The organism is Rhodoblastus sp. 17X3 (genome assembly GCF_030056575.1).
Classification (GTDB): Bacteria; Pseudomonadota; Alphaproteobacteria; order Rhizobiales; family Beijerinckiaceae; genus Rhodoblastus.
This window is the reverse complement of the sequence record NZ_JASHHX010000016.1, coordinates 1-18,112: the sequence shown is the minus strand read 5'-3', so window position 1 is coordinate 18,112 and position 18,112 is coordinate 1. Positions and strand designations below refer to the sequence as shown.

Annotated in this window: 12 protein-coding genes and 1 pseudogene; 5 read left to right on the top strand and 8 right to left on the bottom strand. The window is 63.3% G+C overall.

Annotated features, from left to right (window positions below; all coding sequences use genetic code 11):
* Positions 1–71 precede the first annotated feature (71 nt).
* Positions 72–1,451 (bottom strand): DUF5666 domain-containing protein, encoded by a 1,380-nt coding sequence (locus QM467_RS14445; RefSeq protein ID WP_283367040.1) that lies wholly within the window; start codon positions 1,449–1,451, stop codon positions 72–74.
* On the bottom strand, positions 1,448–2,338 hold the full coding sequence (locus tag QM467_RS14440; RefSeq protein WP_283367039.1) for a DUF6502 family protein: 891 nt from the start codon (positions 2,336–2,338) through the stop codon (positions 1,448–1,450). The genes QM467_RS14445 and QM467_RS14440 overlap by 4 nt, the downstream gene beginning before the upstream one ends.
* Before the next feature lie 279 nt (positions 2,339–2,617).
* Between QM467_RS14440 and QM467_RS14435 the strand changes: the two genes are divergently transcribed.
* From QM467_RS14435 to QM467_RS14425, 3 genes are all read left to right on the top strand, one after another.
* Positions 2,618–5,485 (top strand): glycosyltransferase family 2 protein, encoded by a 2,868-nt coding sequence (locus QM467_RS14435; RefSeq protein WP_283367038.1) that lies wholly within the window; start codon positions 2,618–2,620, stop codon positions 5,483–5,485.
* Between the two features lie 201 nt (positions 5,486–5,686).
* Entirely contained in the window at positions 5,687–7,879 is a 2,193-nt protein-coding gene (locus QM467_RS14430; RefSeq protein ID WP_283367037.1) for a beta strand repeat-containing protein, read from the top strand.
* Between the two features lie 266 nt (positions 7,880–8,145).
* Positions 8,146–9,072: a LysR family transcriptional regulator gene (locus tag QM467_RS14425; RefSeq protein ID WP_283367036.1), complete on the top strand. Its 927-nt coding sequence runs from the start codon at positions 8,146–8,148 to the stop codon at positions 9,070–9,072.
* 8 nt (positions 9,073–9,080) lie between these two features.
* Here QM467_RS14425 and QM467_RS14420 read toward each other — a convergent pair whose 3' ends face one another.
* Positions 9,081–10,010: a glutathione S-transferase family protein gene (locus QM467_RS14420; RefSeq protein WP_283367035.1), complete on the bottom strand. Its 930-nt coding sequence runs from the start codon at positions 10,008–10,010 to the stop codon at positions 9,081–9,083.
* Between the two features lie 37 nt (positions 10,011–10,047).
* Positions 10,048–10,671: an FMN-dependent NADH-azoreductase gene (locus QM467_RS14415; RefSeq protein WP_283367034.1), complete on the bottom strand. Its 624-nt coding sequence runs from the start codon at positions 10,669–10,671 to the stop codon at positions 10,048–10,050.
* A gap of 231 nt (positions 10,672–10,902) precedes the next feature.
* Here QM467_RS14415 and QM467_RS14410 point away from each other — a divergent pair, with 231 nt between their 5' ends.
* Entirely contained in the window at positions 10,903–11,373 is a 471-nt protein-coding gene (locus QM467_RS14410; RefSeq protein ID WP_283367033.1) for a DoxX family protein, read from the top strand.
* Between the two features lie 326 nt (positions 11,374–11,699).
* Here the strand turns inward: QM467_RS14410 and QM467_RS14405 are convergent, their stop codons facing one another.
* The 3 genes from QM467_RS14405 to QM467_RS14395 form a co-directional block, all read right to left on the bottom strand.
* Positions 11,700–13,352, bottom strand: a complete 1,653-nt coding sequence (locus tag QM467_RS14405; RefSeq protein WP_283367032.1) for an OFA family MFS transporter — start codon at positions 13,350–13,352, stop codon at positions 11,700–11,702.
* 56 nt (positions 13,353–13,408) lie between these two features.
* Positions 13,409–14,692 (bottom strand): Nramp family divalent metal transporter, encoded by a 1,284-nt coding sequence (locus tag QM467_RS14400; protein WP_446737782.1) that lies wholly within the window; start codon positions 14,690–14,692, stop codon positions 13,409–13,411.
* 350 nt (positions 14,693–15,042) lie between these two features.
* A complete protein-coding gene (locus tag QM467_RS14395) occupies positions 15,043–16,233 on the bottom strand; it encodes a cupin domain-containing protein (RefSeq protein ID WP_283367030.1) in 1,191 nt (396 codons plus the stop codon).
* Between the two features lie 136 nt (positions 16,234–16,369).
* Between QM467_RS14395 and QM467_RS14390 the strand changes: the two genes are divergently transcribed.
* Positions 16,370–17,248 (top strand): LysR family transcriptional regulator, encoded by an 879-nt coding sequence (locus tag QM467_RS14390; RefSeq protein WP_283367029.1) that lies wholly within the window; start codon positions 16,370–16,372, stop codon positions 17,246–17,248.
* Positions 17,249–17,605: 357 nt separating this feature from the next.
* On the opposite strand, the pseudogene QM467_RS14385 reads toward QM467_RS14390, so the two are convergent.
* Positions 17,606–17,872: pseudogene (locus tag QM467_RS14385) on the bottom strand (type II toxin-antitoxin system VapC family toxin); the annotation flags it as partial.
* Positions 17,873–18,112 lie beyond the last annotated feature (240 nt).

Here is an 18,112-nt window from a genome sequence, read left to right as displayed (position 1 = left end):
ACGCCTCGCCGCCCACGCATTGACATCGCGGTCAGGATAGGCCCCGCGAAAACACAGGGCAACGTGGAGCGTCACCGCCTTGGCGGCCCGCCTGGCCCCATGGGACCGCCGAAACCGCCAGGGCCGCCCGCGCCGCCGCCCCCGAATCCGCCGGGGACCGCAGACCCGCCGGGAGCGGCGGGACCGCCAAATCCGCCGGAACCGCCCGGCGAAGGGAAGCCGCCCGGGCCGCCCAAACCGCCGGGAGAAGGCATGGGCGCGCCGCCCGGCGAGGAGAAATTGCCCGCCCCGCCAAAATTATCTGGCGCGGGGACGGGCGCGCCGCCGTAATAGCCGCCGCCGCCCGGACGACCTTGCAATGGATTGGCGGCGGGACTGGCGGGAGGTCCGCCGAACGGTCCCCCGCCGCCCGCCGGCTGGCCGCCCATGCGACCCGGCCCTTGCATGCCGCCCGGCGCTCCGGGAGGCGTCCCCAGCGAGCCGCCTCGTCCGCCATCTGGCCCCGGACCATGGCCACCCGGCCCAAATCCCCCATTCGGGCCGCGTTCCGACGCGGGCGCGAGGCGCTCCGCGCGCAACACGCCATTGGGTTCGACACGGACGGTCACGACGCCGAGGCCGGACCGGCCCCCCGCCCGCTTGTCGCCTTCGACGACAAGGCCGGACCCCAGTTCAAGCCGCGACCCATCCCGCGAAAAATAGGATTCGATGGACACGCGCTGGACGGCGTTCAAGAGGGCGCGATAAGGCTCTGTCGTGGTCTGTGCGGTGAAGGTCCGGTCGACAAAGGCGCCGGCGACAGAAATGCGGCGGCCGGCGAGGGCCGGCTCCAGCCCCGCGATTTGCAGACCGCCGATCATCGCCTCGCCCTGAGGGCCAAGACGCACAGGCCCGGCGACGCGCATCAAAGCCGCGTCGCTACGCTGGATGAGGCTCGCCATGATCGTCCCGTCGGCCTGACGCAGGCCGCTCACGGCGACCCACTCGCCCGGGCGCCAGCCGCGCAGATCGACCCGGTTCATCGACACATTCTGGCCCAGCACGGTCATGCCGTCGCTGGCGACGCGCTCGACCGGTCCAACGACTTCGCTCGCCACGACGATCCTTCGCGTCGACAGGCCCTTGCCGGTTTTGGCGGCGATGACCTGAACGACCTGGCCGATGCGCAGGCTTTGGACGGTCTTGAGCTCCCCATCGACCTCAACCGGCGCGTCAGGCGGATAGGAGATGCGCAAACCATTGACGTAAATGCTGCCGAACCGCCGGATCGTGCCGATGACGCCCGTGCCGCCGATGCCCCGGTCGCCCTCGCCGGGATCGGGCGCGGCGCCGGTGCCGCCGATGCCGCGATCGCGGGGCGCGTTCTCCGCGGCGCCCGCCCGCGAAAGGGCGATGAGCGTGCTGGCGATCGAGGACAACAGCGCGCGGCGCGTCAAGGATGCGCCGCTCATGTCTTGCCTTCCGGCCTGCTCGGCGGGCTCGGCGGGCTCGGCGGGCTCGGCGGGCTCGGCGGGCTCGGCGGAGCCTCATTCTCGTCCGTGAAAATATAAAGCCCGAAATTCCAGCGATGCGGGCCGCCGGGATCGGAATCGCAGATCGCCAGCGCCTCGCGGTTCGCCGCCAGAAGCGCATGGGTCGCAAGGTCGCGCGACAAAGCTTCGAGCTTCTGCACTGCGGCCGCCGAAAGCTGGTCGTAATGAACGGCGCGCTCGAAAAAGCGCGGTCCGTCGCCCGAAACATTGGCGACGGCCGCGGCCATGTGGTCATGCAGGTTGCGGCCGAAATAATAGAGCAGCTGCTCATCGTCCTTGCCAGGCAGCAAGGCCCGCTCGATCAGGACGACGCGATCTTCATCGTCGATCCGCACCAGGCCCCGGTCGAGCCATTCGTCGAGAACGGCGCGCGCGCGCAGGTCACGCGTGACCGAGGCGACCAGCTCATCGAAAGAAGCCTCGCCCTCCCGGGCGTTGCGCGCCAGCGGCAGGGGCCGGCCCGCTTCATCGGTGAATTCGGCCGCGCCGAGCCAACGCGCCAGAATCTGGCTGGCGCGGGAAAGAGACGTCGGAACGACATTGACCGGGGCCCCGGCGCCGCGCAGCCGCCGCACCTCCTTGCGATGGATCCCCGTCAGCAGGCTGACGCGGCTGTCCGTCTGGCTTTTGTCGGGAAGCGCGAAATCATGTTCCGCGACATTCACATAAAGCTCGCGCAGAAGTTCGCACAGCGCCGGGAAGGTCACGCCGCTCTTGATCAGGAGCCGCACCAGCGGCCGAAGAAGGCGCGCGACGGGCCCCTGCAACTGCGGCCCGCCCGGCGCGCCTGGGGACGGTTCGGACATGGCGCAATCATAAAGACCGATTCCGTGGGAATCAATCACACATTCATTTGACGTGGGTATTTTTCCCACGTATAAGAAAATCAGGAATGCGGCCAGCCCCGCCCGATTGGAAGCTCTCATGTCGTCAAAGCCAGCTCCCAGTCAGATCGTCTGCAACGCCAAAGGGTCGGCGCGTTTTCAGCGCGCTCGGATCGGGCGCCGCCGCCATGAAACTGAGACGGCCTAATAGAGATCACCTTTAGGCCGAACCTGCGCGCAACATATTCTATGGTTATTCTGATGATGCATTTATCCTCAAAGCAATATCAACAGATCCATCACGCCATCCACGATGACGCGCATCATTCAGCTTGCGGATACGTGGCGGCCGGCCACAGCGCAGAGCCGGATCGGGGCTCGTTCAGCGACCTTGCCGCGAAGGTCATTTCGGCCTGGCCGTCGCCGCGTATTTTCGACGCCGGCTGCGCGATCGGCTTTCGCGTCGACGCCGCGCCCGCGATTTCGCAGGCGCCGGAACCCAAATGCGCCTTTCGCGGACTGGGAAGGCTGACCGATCCCATCGCCGGTCCTTACGATCTCATCGCCTGCATCGAGGTTCTCACCCATCTGCCCAAGGGCGATGCGGACGTCGCCATCCGCAACATCTGCGCCGCGACGACGCGCGTCCTGTTTTCCGCCTCCCCGGTCGATCTCGCCGGACCGGCGCAAGACAAGCTGCGGGCTCCGATCGACTGGCTGCGCGCATTCGCGGAACATGGCTTCGCCCCGGTCGCCTGTTTCGACCCGTCTTTCCTGCGTCCGTGGGCGATCGCGCTGGAAAGGAGCCCGCGCGCCCCGCAGGACGATCGGCTGCTTGTCCACGCGGAGCTGATCGCAACGCGGATCGAGGCCTGGAAAAACAGCGAAGCCCTGAAGGCGGAACTGACCGCGACGCGCCGCCATCTGCATGACGCCGTCGGCTCGCTGGCGACGCGCCACGCCGCCCTGAGCGCGAACAAACCCCGGATCGGACTTTTCCAGCGGTTCAGCCGCTTCCACCGCCGGCTCCGCTATCTGCAGCAATCGATTTTCTTCGATCCCGGCTGGTATGCGAGGAAATACGAGGACATTGGCGAGGGCGTCGATCCGGCGGTCCATTACCTGACGATCGGACGCAAGGAAGGGCGCGATCCCGGCCCGGTCTTTTCCGCCGCCGGCTATCTCGAAGCGAATCCCGACGTCGTCGAAACGCATTACGATCCGCTGGTTCATTTCGAGCGCTACGGAAAATATGAAGGCCGGCCGATGGCGTTCCGTTTCGAGGGAATCGAGCCGCTCGTCTTCGAAAACATGCCGCGTCCGCGGACGCAAAAGCGCCGGCCCTCGACGGGCCCCGCCCCGGAAGACGAAGCCACCTATCAGGACTGGATCGCACGATGTGACACGCTCGACGATGACGATCGCCAGGGGATCCTGACTCACCTGGAAATGCTGACCTACCAGCCTTTGATTTCCGTGATCATGCCGGTTTACGAAACGCCGGCGGCGCTGTTGCGGCAGGCGCTGGACTCTGTGCGCGCGCAACTCTACCCGCATTGGGAGCTGTGCATCGCGGACGACGCCTCGCCTTCGCCCCATGTCTCCGCGATCCTGGCCGAGTACGCCGCCCGCGACGCCCGGATCAGGTTGGTGCAGCGCGACGTGAACGGGCATATTTCAGCCGCGACAAATTCCGCGCTCCGGGTGGCCAGCGGCGAATTCATCGCCTTGATGGATCATGACGACCTGCTGGCCGAACATGCGCTCTATCATGTCGTCGTCGAATTGAACCGGACGCCGGACGCCGATCTCATCTATTCCGACGAGGATCGCGTCGACGAAAACGGGCGCCGCCACGACCCCTATTTCAAGACCGACTGGAATCCCGAGCTTTTCCTCGGCCACAACATGGTCAGCCACCTCGGCGTCTATCGGCGAAGCCTGGTCGAGAATATCGGCGGCCTGCGCCTGGGGCTGGAGGGAAGCCAGGACTATGATCTCGCCCTGCGCGTTTCGCGCGAAACCTTGCCCGACCGGATCCGCCATATCCCGGCGATCCTCTATCACTGGCGCAGTTCGACCGTTAAATCGTCCTTCTCGGAGAGCCAGCTGCAACGCTGCGTCGACGCCGCGCGCCGCGCCAAGTCCGATCATCTCCGCGCCACGGGCGACGATTCCATTATCGAGCCGCATCCGTTCCTGCCGCAATGGGAGCGCGTGCGGCGCATGGTTCCCACGCCGGCGCCGCTGGTCTCGCTGATCGTGCCGACCCGCAACCGGGCCGACTTGCTGCGTCCTTGTCTCGACGGACTGATGCGCCGGACGGCCTATCCCAATCTGGAAATCATCGTCATCGATCACGACAGCGACGAGCCCGAGACGCGGGAACTGTTGCGGGAGGCTTCACTGGATCCGCGCGTGCGCGTCATGCCCTATCGCGGCGTCTTCAATTATTCGGACATGAACAACAAGGCCGTCGCCATCGCGCATGGCGAATTGATCGGCCTGCTCAACAATGACGTCGACGTCATCGATTCCGACTGGCTCGACGAAATGGTGGCGCTGGCCTCGCGCCCTGAATACGGTGTCGTGGGGGCCAAGCTGCTCTATCCCGACGGCAGCGTGCAGCATGGCGGCGTGGTGCTGGGCGTGGGCGGCGTCGCCGCGCATTTCCATGCAGGATCAGGCGCGAAGGACGCCGGCTATTTCGGGCGCCTTCAGCTGGCGTCCAATGTCTCGGCGGTGACGGGCGCCTGTCTGGTGGTCCGAAAAGCCGTCTATGAAGAAGTGGGCGGCCTGAACGCCGCGGATTTGACCGTCGCGTTCAACGACGTCGATTTCTCGCTGAAGGTCGCGGCGCGGGGCTATCTCAATGCATGGACGCCGTTCGCGCTGCTCTTTCATCACGAATCGCCTTCCCGGGGGACTGATCTGCAACCTGAAAAAGCCGCGCGTTTCCGTCGGGAAGTCCTTTATATGCAGAGGACCTGGGGCAGGACGCTCGAAACGGACCCGTTCTACAACATCAATTTTTCGCTCGCCAATTCGAACTTCGAACTGGCCATTCCCGCCCGCCGCATAAGGCCCTGGATGGTCGCGTCTCCGGGCATCGCGCCCTGGCGCCGATGATCGAGCGCGCGCGAAGCCGTCGCGAACGGCTTACGCCCAAAGGTTGCGCGTTCCTGGTTAACTTTTGCGGTATGTTCAGAGCGTTCTTTCCAGATATCTGACGACCCGAAGCGGCGCCGCGAAGATTGCCGTGCGGGGACAAACCGATTGATCCCGAAGACCGCCCGACCGCCAAAGCCGCGTGGCTCGAGGAGGCTACCCATGTCGCGCACGATCACCACGCTCCTTTCAGGAACCTTGACGCTCGCCCCCACCGACAACCCGCTCACGATCACGTTTAGCGGCGGCGTCGCGGCGACCGCGCCGGGCGCCGACGCCATCGATGGCGGAGCCGGCGTCAATTGGTCGATCACGAATTCCTATGGCGCCATATCGTCAGCAACGGGATATGGCGTTTTCCTGCTCGGACAGGCCACGATCGTCAATTACGGCGCGATCTCCGGCAGTGGCGGCGTCCGTCTCGGCGCGGGAGGAACAATCGGCAACCGATATGGGGGCAGCATAACCGGCAAGGGCGTCTCAGGGCCCTTGGCGACCATATCGGGTGTTTTCGTCGACGGACCCGCAGGCTCTGTCGCTAACGCCGGAACGATCACAGCCTCGGGAACCGGCTACGGCGTCGGGTTCGCCGCCGGCGGCTCGGTCAACAACAGCGGCGCGATCGCCGGCGGCGAGGACGGCGTTTTCTTTGACGCCGGCGGCGCCGGCTCCGTGACCAACACCGGCAGCATTGCAGCCTCAATCGACGATGGCGTCGCCTTTCTGGCGGGAGGCAGCCTCACCAACCGTTGGGGCGGCTCGATCAAGGGCCTCGTCGGCGCGAATGCGGCCGCCGTGTTCGTAGCCGGGGGGACCGCGACGATCGCCAATGACGGCTACCTTGCCGGTCGGAAATACGGCGTTCTCATCGCCGCCGGAGGAACCATCACCAACCAGCAGGACGGGACGATCACCGGCCAAACCGCCGGAGTGAGCCTCAGCCACGGAGGAAGCGTCGCCAATTCAGGGTTGATCGTCACATCGACCGCGGGCGGCGCGGGCGCCGATCTTGAGCTGGGCGGCAGCGTCAACAACAAATGGGGCGGCGCGATATCGGGAACCAGCTATGGGATTTTCGTCCTCGGCGCAGCGGGAACGATCGTCAATCAAGGCCTGATATCGGCGACAGCCCTGACAGCGGTCCAGCTTGGCGCTGGCGGCGTCGTGACGAACCTTTATGGCGCTTCCATTCTGGGCCAGAACACCGCCGTCAACCTGACGAATGTTTCGGCCAATATCGTGAACAGCGGCGCGATCTCCGCCGTCGCAGCCGGCAGCGCGGGCGTCACCGTCGGCGCTGGCGGCCTCGTGACCAATAACAGCGGCGGAACAATTGCGGGCGTCGGATATGCGGTCTTCGCTTCAGGCGTTCCGGCGACCGTCAGCAACGGCGGTCAACTGACGGGCGCTGACGGGATCGGTTTGAACGCCGGCGGCGTCGTCAATAACATCTATGGCGGCGCGATCTCCGCTCAGATTGCCGGCGTTTTTGTCGGGGGCGGCGCCGGAACTATCACCAATGACGGCGTGATCGCCGCGAGCGCGCCGTCCGGCGGCGGCGTCGACCTCGAAAAGGGCGGCAGCGTCGTCAATCAGGGCGACGGCGTGATTTCCGGCGGATATGCCGGCGTGTTCATCAACGGCGGAAGCGGAACCGTCACCAATTCCGGGACCATAAGCGGCGGGATCTATGCGATCGATTTCGTGTCGAATAATGCCGCCAACTGCGTCATTGACGATCCCCAATCCGTGTTCAACGGCCTCGTCAGCGGCGGCGGCGGAACCCTCGAACTGACCAATGGCTGGGGAGACCTGGCCGGCCTTGGAACCTCACAGTTCCAGAACTTCCAATCATTGCAAGACGATTCCGGCGCCTATTGGACGCTCCATGGCGCGGGCAATTCGATCGCCGTTGTGATCGACAATGGCGTTCTCGCCATTGACGGCTCGCTCGACGTGTCGGTCGCCGTCGACGTCGGCAGCACGGGGAGCTTCCTGCTGGGTTCCGGAGACAGTCTCGAAATTGCGCAGTCTCTGGGCTCGGCGTCGCGGATCGATTTTCAGAACAGCGGGGAACTCGTCATCGACAACGCCGCCCTGTTCGGAACGGGCGTCGGCACGGCCGCCTACAAGGGCGATCTGCTGCAGAATTTCAGCCCCGGCAGCGCCATCGACCTGCACAATTTCTCGCTTGCCGGCGCGATCTTCAACTACAGCGCTCCGAGCGGGCTGCTCCAAATCACGAACAGCGCCCATCAGTTGGCGACGCTGGATTTCCAGGATTCGACATTGGCCGGCGGAGCATTCCATCTCGGGACCGACGGCTCCAGCGGCGTTCTGATTACCCGCAGCTGAAAGGCGCGCCCCCGCCGGACAATAAAGGCGAGGGCAGCAAAAAAATGTTCCAGGCCGGCCTCCACTCTTGAAAAAACGATCGACGCGAGATTTTTGTCGCCCGGCTCGGCGCACATTCGTTCGCCGGCGAACGGCATCTGGTTGAGTTCGAACGCGAGGTGGGATTAACTTGCACGCCCTACCGCCGGGCCGGCGACAGGTCAATCAGTGGAAATCAAGACGACAGGGTTTCCGAGACGTTGCGCCGCACAGTTGGCCAGGCGAGCATGATCCGCGACCTTGACGCCCTCCGGACCTTTATCGCCATCGCGACGCTCAGCAGTTTTGCGCGCGGTTCGGACAAACTCGGCATCTCCCGCGCCATGGCGAGCAAGCGCATCGCCGACCTCGAAGCCGAACTGGGCGTGAAGCTGATCAACCGCACGACGCGGTCGATGAGCCTGACAGAGGCCGGGCGCAAATTGCTGGCGGCGGCCGAAACCATGTTCGGCCTGCTGGAAAGCGCGGAGCAGGATATCCGCTCGGCGACGGCGATCCCGCGCGGAACCTTGCGCGTCAATGCGCCGATGTCCTTCGGCATCCGGCATCTCGGCCCGATCATCGACGCTTTTCTGCTCCAGCATCCCGAGGTCAATGTCGAACTCACGCTCGACGACCGCGTCGTCGATATTGTCGACGAGGGCTATGATGTCGCGATCCGCATTCGCAATCTCGGCGATTCCAGCCTGACGGCGCGACGCCTCGCGCCGGCGCGGATGGTCGTGTGCGCCTCGCCGTTCTATCTCGAAAAGCGGGGCAAGCCGGAGCAGCCGCAGGATCTGACCCGGCACGATTGCCTCGTCTATGATTATCTGGCGCGCCAGAATGTCTGGAGCTTCGTGCGGAAAGGCGTGAATGCCGACATTCGCGTCAATGGCCGGCTGCACAGCAACAATGGCGACGTCCTCGTGCAGGCGGCGGTTGACGGTTTGGGAATCATGCTCGCTCCGACCTTCATCGCCCATGAAGCGCTGCGGTCCGGCGCCCTGCTCCCGGTCCTGCTCGAATGGCGCGCCGTCGAGCCGAGCCTGTTCGCCGTGATGCCGCCCGGGCGCGTCGACGTTCTCAAGGTGCGCAGCTTCGTCGAGCACCTCTCGAAAGCGATCGGCAAGGAGCCCTATTGGGACAAGGATCTGCCGATCGCGTTTTGTTGAGGCGCGCCTCAGGCCGTGCGGCGCGTGGGCGCCAGAAGGTCGAGATCAGGGCCTTTGGGGATGATCCCGGTGGGGTTGATCGTCCGATGGCTGCCGTAATAATGCGTCTTGATCTGATCGAAGCGGACGGTTTCGGCGATTCCGGGAGCCTGGTAAAGCGCCCGGGTGTAATCCCATAATTCGGGATAATCGGCGATGCGCCGCCGATTGCATTTGAAATGCCCGACATAGACCGCGTCGAAGCGGATCAGCGTCGTGAACAGGCGCCAGTCGGCCTCGGTCGGCTTTTCGCCCAGCAGAAAGGCCCGATCCTTCAACCGAAGCTCCAGCGCATCGAGCGCCGCGAACAGCTGATCGAAGGCCTCATCATAGGCCGCCTGGCTGGTGGCGAAGCCGGCGCGATAGACCCCGTTGTTGATGGCCGGATAGATCATGTCGTTCAGCGCGTCGATTTCCGCCGCAAGCTCCGGCGGGCGCAACAGCGGCCCGCGCGCGCCCGGCCAGGCGTCCAGAATGCGGATGATTTCGGCGGATTCATTATTGACTATGGCGTTCCGCTCGCGGTCCCACAGGACCGGAACCGTCACGCGTCCGGTATAATGCGGGGCCGCCTTGGCGTAGACCTGCCAGAGAAAACGCGCGCCGTTGACGCTGTCGGCGCCTTGCGCCATCGTCCAGCCGTCTTCCAGCATCAGCGGCTCGACATAGGTCACGCCGATCGCCTGTTCGAGCCCCTTGAGCTTGCGATAGATCAGCGTGCGATGCGCCCAGGGGCAGGCCCAGGACACATAGAGATGATAGCGCCCGGCTTCGGGCTTGAAGGGCCCCTCAGCCGAAAGAGCGTTGCGGAATTGCGTCGCCGGCCGCTGGAACTGGCCGCCCGTCGAGGCGGTGTCGTACCAGATGTCGCGCCAGACGCCTTCAACCAGCATTCCCATGTGAGCCTCCCCTGTTTTTGCGCCTTGGCGCGGCCGGTCAGGCCGCCGCCTTCAGGTTTTCCACGGTCTGCGAAATCTGGCGCGCCGCCGACGACAACGCCGCTTCCTGAGCCTGCGCGCCCGAAGCGAGGCGCTCGGCAAGAATGAAGGTGACGTCCGTTATGCCCATGAACCAGAGCAAGGTGCGCAGATGCGGCTCCTGAGAATCCATCGACCTGGCCGGACCGTCCGAGAAGAATCCGCCGCGGCTGAGAACGACGATGGCGCGTTTGCCGGTGAGCAGGCCTTTGGGGCCGGCCGAGCTGTATTGGAACGTGATTCCGGGATGCAGGACATAGTCGAACCACGCCTTCAGCGAGGTCGGAATGCCGAAATTATACATCGGCGCGCCGATCACCAGAACATCCGCCGCCTTGAGTTCGCTCACCAGCTCTTCCGAAAGCGCTCGCGCCGCCGCCTGCGCCTCGCTGGACGGCTCGCCGCGAATGCCCGAGAGAGCGTCGGCGTCGAGATGCGGGATCGACGATATGGCGAGATCGCGCAGAACAACCTGACTGTGCGGCGCGTTCTGCTGAAGGGCGGCGACGGCCTGGTCGACCAGCTGGTTGGAGATGGAGTTTTCGCTCGAAAGGCTGCTGTGGATCGCGAGAATGTTGGACATTGGAAAATCTCCGAATTCGTTTGGCGCCAGAAACCTACGGCCTTTGACAATCGAAGATAATTCCATCAATTGTGACTTAACTGTTTCTTCAAAGAGAATAGTCGCCCTGCCCGAATTATTCAGTATAACAAAACAGTTATGTCATTCTTTGCGTAATTGTTTCCAACTAGGGATGGCGCAATTCTGTTTGCAACGGACGAGGTCGTCCGAACCAAGCCAGGAGCAGAGCCCATGACCATTGTAGCCGTTTCCTCCCCCCGTCCCCTCATCCCTGCGGTCGGCGCGCTGACCAAGGCTCTGACGCCTTACGCCGACCCCATGGTCCGCGTGACCGCCGGCCTCCTTTTGATGCCGCATGGCGCGCAGAAATTGTTCGGCCTGTTTGGCGGCTACGGGCTTGAGGCGACCGGCCAATTCTTCGCGGCCAAGCTCGGCCTGCCCGCCTCGCTCGCGCTGATCGCGGGCCTGATCGAGTTTTTTGGCGGTCTTTTCCTTGCGCTGGGCCTGCTGACGCGGCCGGTCGCCGCACTGGTCGTCGGCCTCATGGGCGCGGCGGTGCTGAGCGTCCATCTCGGCGCCGGCTTCTTCTGGACGGACGGCGGTTTCGAATATCCGCTGTTCTGGGGGATCGTCGCCCTGAGCTATGTCATCCGGGGCGGCGGCGCTTATTCGCTCGACGCGCGGATCGGCCGCGAATTCTGATCGCCAACTCCCGACGGAGGTCGCGCCGGTTCCGGTCGGCGCGACAGCCGACGCGCATTTCAGACGGCGGCGAGGCTCAAAGGGATTAAAATTTGCGATTGTTAACCCGGCTGCCGAAGGCGCGAGCATTCTGCGCCAACGGGCGGGATGGTAGCGGAGGCTCGTTTTGCATTGCCTCCGCCACCAAACGAACGCGCAATCTGGCGGTTCGCCGCGGAAATTTGATTTTTCCGCGGCCGACAGCCCTTGCGGGTGTTCATTGACGCCACGTGAACCCTCGGGATTGCGGAATCGGAACGCGGCGCTGTCGGCAAATCGCCGCGCTTTCAGTAGAGAATTTTAAGCACTTTTTCGAACGTTTGCGCCACGCCCCATAGGAGGGGGATTCCGACAGAGGCCCATGCCAGCGCCGCTTTGACGTCGAACCGGCCTTGGCCGACGCCATGATCGCCGACCGGTCCCGAGGGAATGGATTGCGCCGCTTGACGCGCCGCAGCCTCACGCTCGGGGATCAGCCATTTCGGATCGACCGGGCGCACAAGCGCATTGCAGATCATGCCGAGGAACAAAAAGCCGGCGAGCACATACATGGTGACGTCGTAGAGCCGGTCGGCGGGGACTCCGGCCGCCTTGTTGAACTCACGAATGTAATTGACCACCACCGGTCCGACGATTCCCGCCGTGGACCAGGCCGTCAGCAACCGGCCGTGGATCGCGCCCACATACTGGGTCCCGAAAATATCCGCCAGATAGGCCGGCACGGTGGCGAAGCCGCCGCCATACATCGACAGGATCGCGCAGAAGGCGCCAACGAACAGAGCCTTGCTTCCCATATGGGCGAAGGCGGACGTGCTGGCGTAGAGCGCGATTCCCACCAGGAAAAAGACGAAAAAGGTATTTTTTCGCCCCAACTTGTCAGAAATGGTCGCCCAGCCAATGCGGCCCGCGATATTGAACAGAGACAACAGTCCGGCAAAGCCCGCCGCGATCCCCGCGATGGCGGCCTTCTGACCGGCGTCGAGCGCGGCGAAGCCCAATTCCGGCTTGCCGATCAGCGCGCCGCCGAAAATCTCCTGCAACATGGGAGAGGCCATGCCAAGCACGCCGATGCCTGCCGAGACATTGAGGCAAAGCACTGCCCAGATCAGCCAGAACTGCGGGGTCTTCAGCGCATTGTCGAGATGGACGTCGCCATGCGTGATCATGCCCTTCCCGGCGGGGGCCGGCGCCCAGCCCTGAGGCCGCCATCCATGCGGCGGAACGCGATAGCCGAAGGCGCCGCCGAGCATGTACACGAAATAGACGCAGCCAAGCACCATGAACGTTTGCCAGACGCCGACAGAATTCGGAGTCTTGAAATAATTCATCAGCAGAGTTGCGAGCGGGGAGCCGATCATCGCGCCGCCGCCAAAGCCCATGATCGCCATGCCGGTGGCCATGCCGCGCCGGTCGGGGAACCATTTGATCAGCGTGGAGACCGGCGAAATATAGCCGAGGCCCAGCCCGATTCCGCCGATCACGCCCGGTCCGAGCCAGAGCAGCCAGAGCTGATGGGCATAGACGCCGAGCGCGCCGATCAGCAGCCCCCCGGCCCAACAGAAGGCTGCGACCACGCCCGCCTTGCGCGGACCGGCGCGCTCCAGCCAGCCGCCCCATATGGCGGCGGATGAGCCGAGCAGGACGAAGAACAAAGTGAACATCCAGCCGAGATCGGCGACTCTCCAGTCGCATGTCGTGGTGAACAGAGCCGTCATCAGGCCGGAATCGGCCGCGCAGGCGACGGGCCTGCTGATTCCTATGGCTTGGCTCAGCGGCAGCCAGAAGACCGAAAAGCCATAGGCCATGCCGATGCAGAGGTGGATCGCCAAGGCCGCCGGCGGGACCAGCCAGCGATTGAAACCCGGCTGCGCAATGGTCGCCTCGCGATCCAGCCAGCCGAGCGGCGCCTCGGGCGCCTTGGCCCTGATTGATATGCTCATCCTTTTCTCCCAGGTCTTGTCTTCATCGTTTTCTTGCGAGTGGAACTTGCGAGCGCTCAGCTCAAAGCCTGAACGACCAGCACGACGTTCAGGCCAAGAACGATCAAGGCCGAGAGTGTCGCAATTATTTGATTCCCTTTACTGTTCACGAAGGAGCCCATCAGGTCGCGGCGGCGCGCCAGAACCAGCAGCGCGACCATGGGGATGGGCAGCAGCACGCTTAGCGCGACCTGGCTCCACACCAGGGCGTCGATGGCCTTCACGCCCAGGCCGATCACGATGAATGAGGGGATCATGGTCGCCAGGCGTCGCAGCCAGATTGGAATTCGGAAGCCGACGAAGCCCTGCATGATCATCTGACCGGCCATGGTTCCCACAGCAGCGCTCGAGAGGCCCGACGCCAGCAGGGAAACCAGAAACAAGGCGGCGGCGCCCTTGCCCAGGAGAGGAGTTAAGGTGCGATAAGCGGTCTCGATTTCGGCGACGTCCGCCGCTCCCGGATGGAAGGCGGCGGCCGCCATCATCACCATGGCGACATTGACCAGTCCGGCGACGCTCAGCGCGACGATGACCTCGCGATTGGAAATGCGCAGAAGCTTGCTTTTTTCCTGTTCCGTTCTTGCTGGAACACGTTGCTGGGTCAGGCCCGAATGCAGGAAGATCGCGTGGGGCATGACGGTCGCGCCGATCATTCCGACGGCCAGCAGGAGCGCGGAGGAATCCTCGATCCGCGGCGTCACCGCTCCCATGGCCGCGCTCGACCAATCGACCTTGGCGATGATCAGTTCGAGCACATAGCTGACGGCGATGGCGGCAATCATTGCGCCGATCACGATTTCCAATTGCCGAAAGCCCTGCTTTTCGAAAAGCAGGATTCCGAAAACGACAATGCCCGCCGCGACCATGCCGACAAACAAGGGAATCTCGAACAGAAGCGAAAAGCCCAGCGCTGCGCCGATGAATTCCGCGATATCGGTCGCCATGGCGGCGATTTCGCTGGCGCCCCACATCGCCATCACAACCGGCCTGGGAAAATGATCTCGGCAGAGTTCCGCGAGATTGCGCCCGGTGACGATGCCCATCTTGGCCGACATGGCCTGGAACAGCATCGCAATGACATTGGCGAACAGGACGACCCAAAGCAGGTTATAGCCATAGCGCGCGCCAGCCTGGATATTGGTCGCGACATTGCCGGGATCGACATAGGCGACAGAGGCGACGACGGCAGGCCCGACGAAAGCGAGATGGCCGCGCAGCCCCCGGCCGCGGCCGGACAGGACCTGATGCGCGACCTCAACAGTTCGCGCGGACAAGGATAATTCGTTCGCAGCCTCCATCATTTCTCTCCCCGCTCATCTTTTTTTCGCGCGCGGTCGTTTTCGCCGTCGCGCGGTCCTTTCAATTTCGTTTCAGTCGCGCGACTGATCTCCGGCGGCGCGCCGGCGAAATTATTGGCGAGCAGATAGGCCGGGCTGGACCGCACCATCTTGTCGAGCTGGATTTCTAGGACTCCGCGGCGGAGGCGCTGGCCAAGGCCGGGAAACAGGCCGCGCCCCAGGCGGCGATTTCAATGAAATTGCGTCGGGTTGAGACCATTGGAAAGCCGCCGAGCTTCGATGAGACACGGCGCTAGCCGCTCCGAAAAAGGACGCGGCCCGCGAGAGGCCGCGCCCAGCTGCTTCCGGAGAGCTCAGCCGCGTTTCAACTTGGCGATGGTCGAATTGGGAACGCCGGCGAAATTGTTCGACAGCAGATAGTTCGGGCTGGTCTGCACCCAGCGATCGAGATCGATCTCCTCGAACTTGCCATTGTCCCAGGTCTGGACGATTTCGAGATCCTCGTCCCCGACGTTCTTGATGGCGTGGCCGAAGCCCATGGGAATATAGGCGACGTCGCCGGGACCGAATTCCGCCACCTTGCCTCGCCCGCCCGAGCCAAACATCGCAACCTGTCCCTTGCCGCGCAGGTAATAGTGCCATTCATTGGCGTTGACATTCCAATGCAGCCTGCGCATCGCGCCAGGCTTCAGCGTCATCACGCCGCCCGACATGGTTTTTTGCGCCGGAAATTCGTCAATGGTCGCCAGCCGGAAGGTCCCGCCATCGAAATCGCGCACCGCCTTCGCATTGCGTGTCAGCTGGAATTTGTGTGTCGATTCCTTGGGCCAGGGCGCCTCCAACGCATCAGACGGCTGCAAGATCGGACCCGACTGGATATAGGTCTCGCCTTTCGGGAAAGCGTCGAAAATGTCCTTGGGCAAGCCGAATTCAAGCGCCAGCATCTCCTTCGGCGTGACATCGACCCAGTCCGTGATGGAGAACGTGCCGTGTTCCGAGAAGGCGCCATTATCGAATGACAGGATGAAATGACAGGGCTTGTCGCCGATCGCCTGGATTGAATGGCCGTGCCCCTTGGCGAAATACCAGAGATCTCCGGGCTCGAAATTATTGACCTCGACCGCGCCGCTCGGCTCGATCACCACCGTCTGGCAGCGTCCCTCAATGACGAAAGCCCACTCCGCCGCCATGGCGTGCCAATGCAATTCGCGCGACGCGCCAGGGTTGAGATACATGTGAACGCCGGCGATTCCCTTGCTGATCGGGAACTGATGCACCGTTGCTTCCTTGGCCCAACCGCCGGAGGTGACCTTGGGCTTGTTGCCATCGAGCGAGAACTTGAAGTCTGGCATGGCGCCGACGTCTTTGGGGTCGTGATAGGCGACCACATCGCCCGGCGGCAGGGCTGTCGCCTCGCGGGCGTAGCCGCCGTCGCCGCCCTTGGCCATGAACTTGTCGGTCGCCTCGGCTATGCTCGCGAAGGTCACAAGCCCGGAAGCGCCCATCGCGGCCGTGCCAAAGAAATTGCGCCTGCTGGTGATCATATCGGTCCTCCCCATTGCGCCGCCTCCATTATTTGGCGGCGAATTTGTTGAGGCCGATGATGAATTGGAATTTGTAAATCGGAACTACCGATGATTAAATATCAGCGATCGGATTTTCCGATGAGGCGCTCCGGCCATGCTCGACCCGCTCCACCTCCGCACTTTCGTCGCAATCACGGAAGTGAAAAGCTTTTCGGAAGCCGGGCGCCAACTCGGCCTTTCGCAGTCGAGCGTCAGCGAACATGTCAAACGACTGGAGCAATTCGCCGGGCATAAGCTGTTTTTGCGCGACACGCATTCGAACAGCCTGACCGAACATGGACAAGCCATGCTGGAGTTCGCGCGCTCCATACTCGAGACCAATGAGCGGGCGAAGCGTCATTTTTCACTAGCCAAGAAAAGGAGGCGCTTCCTGTTCGGCGCCTGCGAAGATCTGGCGATCGGCTGGCTGCGCGAGATCATCCGCGACTTCACCCAGAGCCACCCGGACGTCGATCTCGACTTCACGATCGCCTTGAGCCGCACGCTGATGGAACTCTTCGACGAGGGCCGACTCGACATGATTCTGTGCAAACGCTGGCCTGACGGCGATCGCGGCCAGCTCGTCTTCCGGGACAGGATCGTCTGGACCGCTGCGACCAATAAGCCAGTGTTCCGCCATGATGAAGCGCAGCTTGTGCTCTATCCGCCGCCGAGCATCACCCGTTTCATGGCGCTCACCGCCTTGGAGCGCGAGGGCGTGCCTTGGCGCATTGCCTGCACCAGCGGCGACCTGAATGGCCTCGCGACAGCGACCGGCATCGGCCTCGGGATGATGGCGCATTCGAGCACGCTCATCCCGCAAGGCTTGCAAGCCTGCGACCCCGATCCACGCTTGCCGGAGCTTGGGCCGATCGAGTTCGTGCTGCTTCAGAAAAAGACTGGCGACCGAAAAATCATCGCTGAAATGTCCGAGGCGATCTATACAAGAACCGATCAAGGCCTCAAGGCGCCGCACCGCCGCGAACAGATCTGATACGATCTGACTCGTGCGGAATCACTGCGACATACAACAACGTGAATAGGCCGCCAATCGCCCGGTTCTTCGCTGCTTAATTCGTTGATTTTGAATTGGTAGCGGAGGAGCGATACCGCCTTTGCCCACTCCACCCAGATATCCGCTTTCGCCTTCGAGCGTACGCTTAGGCTGGACGCATTTTCGCTCTTCGCCGCTCCGCCACGCACCAAGGTGGTCGCCGCTGTGGGGGCATCCAACGATGTCGTCGGCGAGTATCGCGAAATAGCCTGCAACGATCGCGTCGTTCTGTTCATTGGTCCAATCATCTGCCATTGACGCCCTAGGCGCGGCCAGCCGGGAAGGAGCGAACCTGGGTCATGCCAGCAATTGCGTCGGCACGCCGGGCGCCGGACCAGCATCGGCAAGCCGCTGGTCAAGCGCATGCACGATGGCGCCATACTCCGAGGCAATGGCGAGGTGCAGCGCGTCCCCGGCACGAAGCCCTAGGGCATGCTGATTGGCGAACTTGGCCGCGACCCGAAACAGCCCATCTGTCACACCAAGCACGGTAAGGCTCTCCGCGACTAGCTTGTTGAACATGGCGAGCGCCGCCGCGCGTCTCTCCAGGCTGATCTGCCCGGTTCACAGCTTGAACGCCATAGCGAGATGCATGTCACTTGGCAGCAGATTCACGAGATGATTTGGCAGCGCGCGGCGTCCACGGTAGCGCTCGGCCGCAACGGGAGGGGAGCAGGCATTTGCCGAACGTCCGCAATGCGCAAAAAAACCACTGGAGCCAAGCACCGCGCGGACGAGAGTTTTAATCGATCATGGTTCGCTTGATGGTTCGCGATCTTGACATAATGTTCGCGTTATGTTCTT

Coding starts and splice junctions, on each gene's coding strand:
- QM467_RS14405 (WP_283367032.1), bottom strand. CDS start 13,352: ATGAGCATATCAATCAGGGCCAAGGCGCCCGAGGCGCCGCTCGGCTGG.
- QM467_RS14415 (WP_283367034.1), bottom strand. CDS start 10,671: ATGTCCAACATTCTCGCGATCCACAGCAGCCTTTCGAGCGAAAACTCC.
- QM467_RS14410 (WP_283367033.1), top strand. CDS start 10,903: ATGACCATTGTAGCCGTTTCCTCCCCCCGTCCCCTCATCCCTGCGGTC.
- QM467_RS14430 (WP_283367037.1), top strand. CDS start 5,687: ATGTCGCGCACGATCACCACGCTCCTTTCAGGAACCTTGACGCTCGCC.
- QM467_RS14425 (WP_283367036.1), top strand. CDS start 8,146: ATGATCCGCGACCTTGACGCCCTCCGGACCTTTATCGCCATCGCGACG.
- QM467_RS14420 (WP_283367035.1), bottom strand. CDS start 10,010: ATGGGAATGCTGGTTGAAGGCGTCTGGCGCGACATCTGGTACGACACC.
- QM467_RS14445 (WP_283367040.1), bottom strand. CDS start 1,451: ATGAGCGGCGCATCCTTGACGCGCCGCGCGCTGTTGTCCTCGATCGCC.
- QM467_RS14400 (WP_446737782.1), bottom strand. CDS start 14,692: ATGATGGAGGCTGCGAACGAATTATCCTTGTCCGCGCGAACTGTTGAG.
- QM467_RS14395 (WP_283367030.1), bottom strand. CDS start 16,233: ATGATCACCAGCAGGCGCAATTTCTTTGGCACGGCCGCGATGGGCGCT.
- QM467_RS14390 (WP_283367029.1), top strand. CDS start 16,370: ATGCTCGACCCGCTCCACCTCCGCACTTTCGTCGCAATCACGGAAGTG.
- QM467_RS14440 (WP_283367039.1), bottom strand. CDS start 2,338: ATGTCCGAACCGTCCCCAGGCGCGCCGGGCGGGCCGCAGTTGCAGGGG.
- QM467_RS14435 (WP_283367038.1), top strand. CDS start 2,618: ATGATGCATTTATCCTCAAAGCAATATCAACAGATCCATCACGCCATC.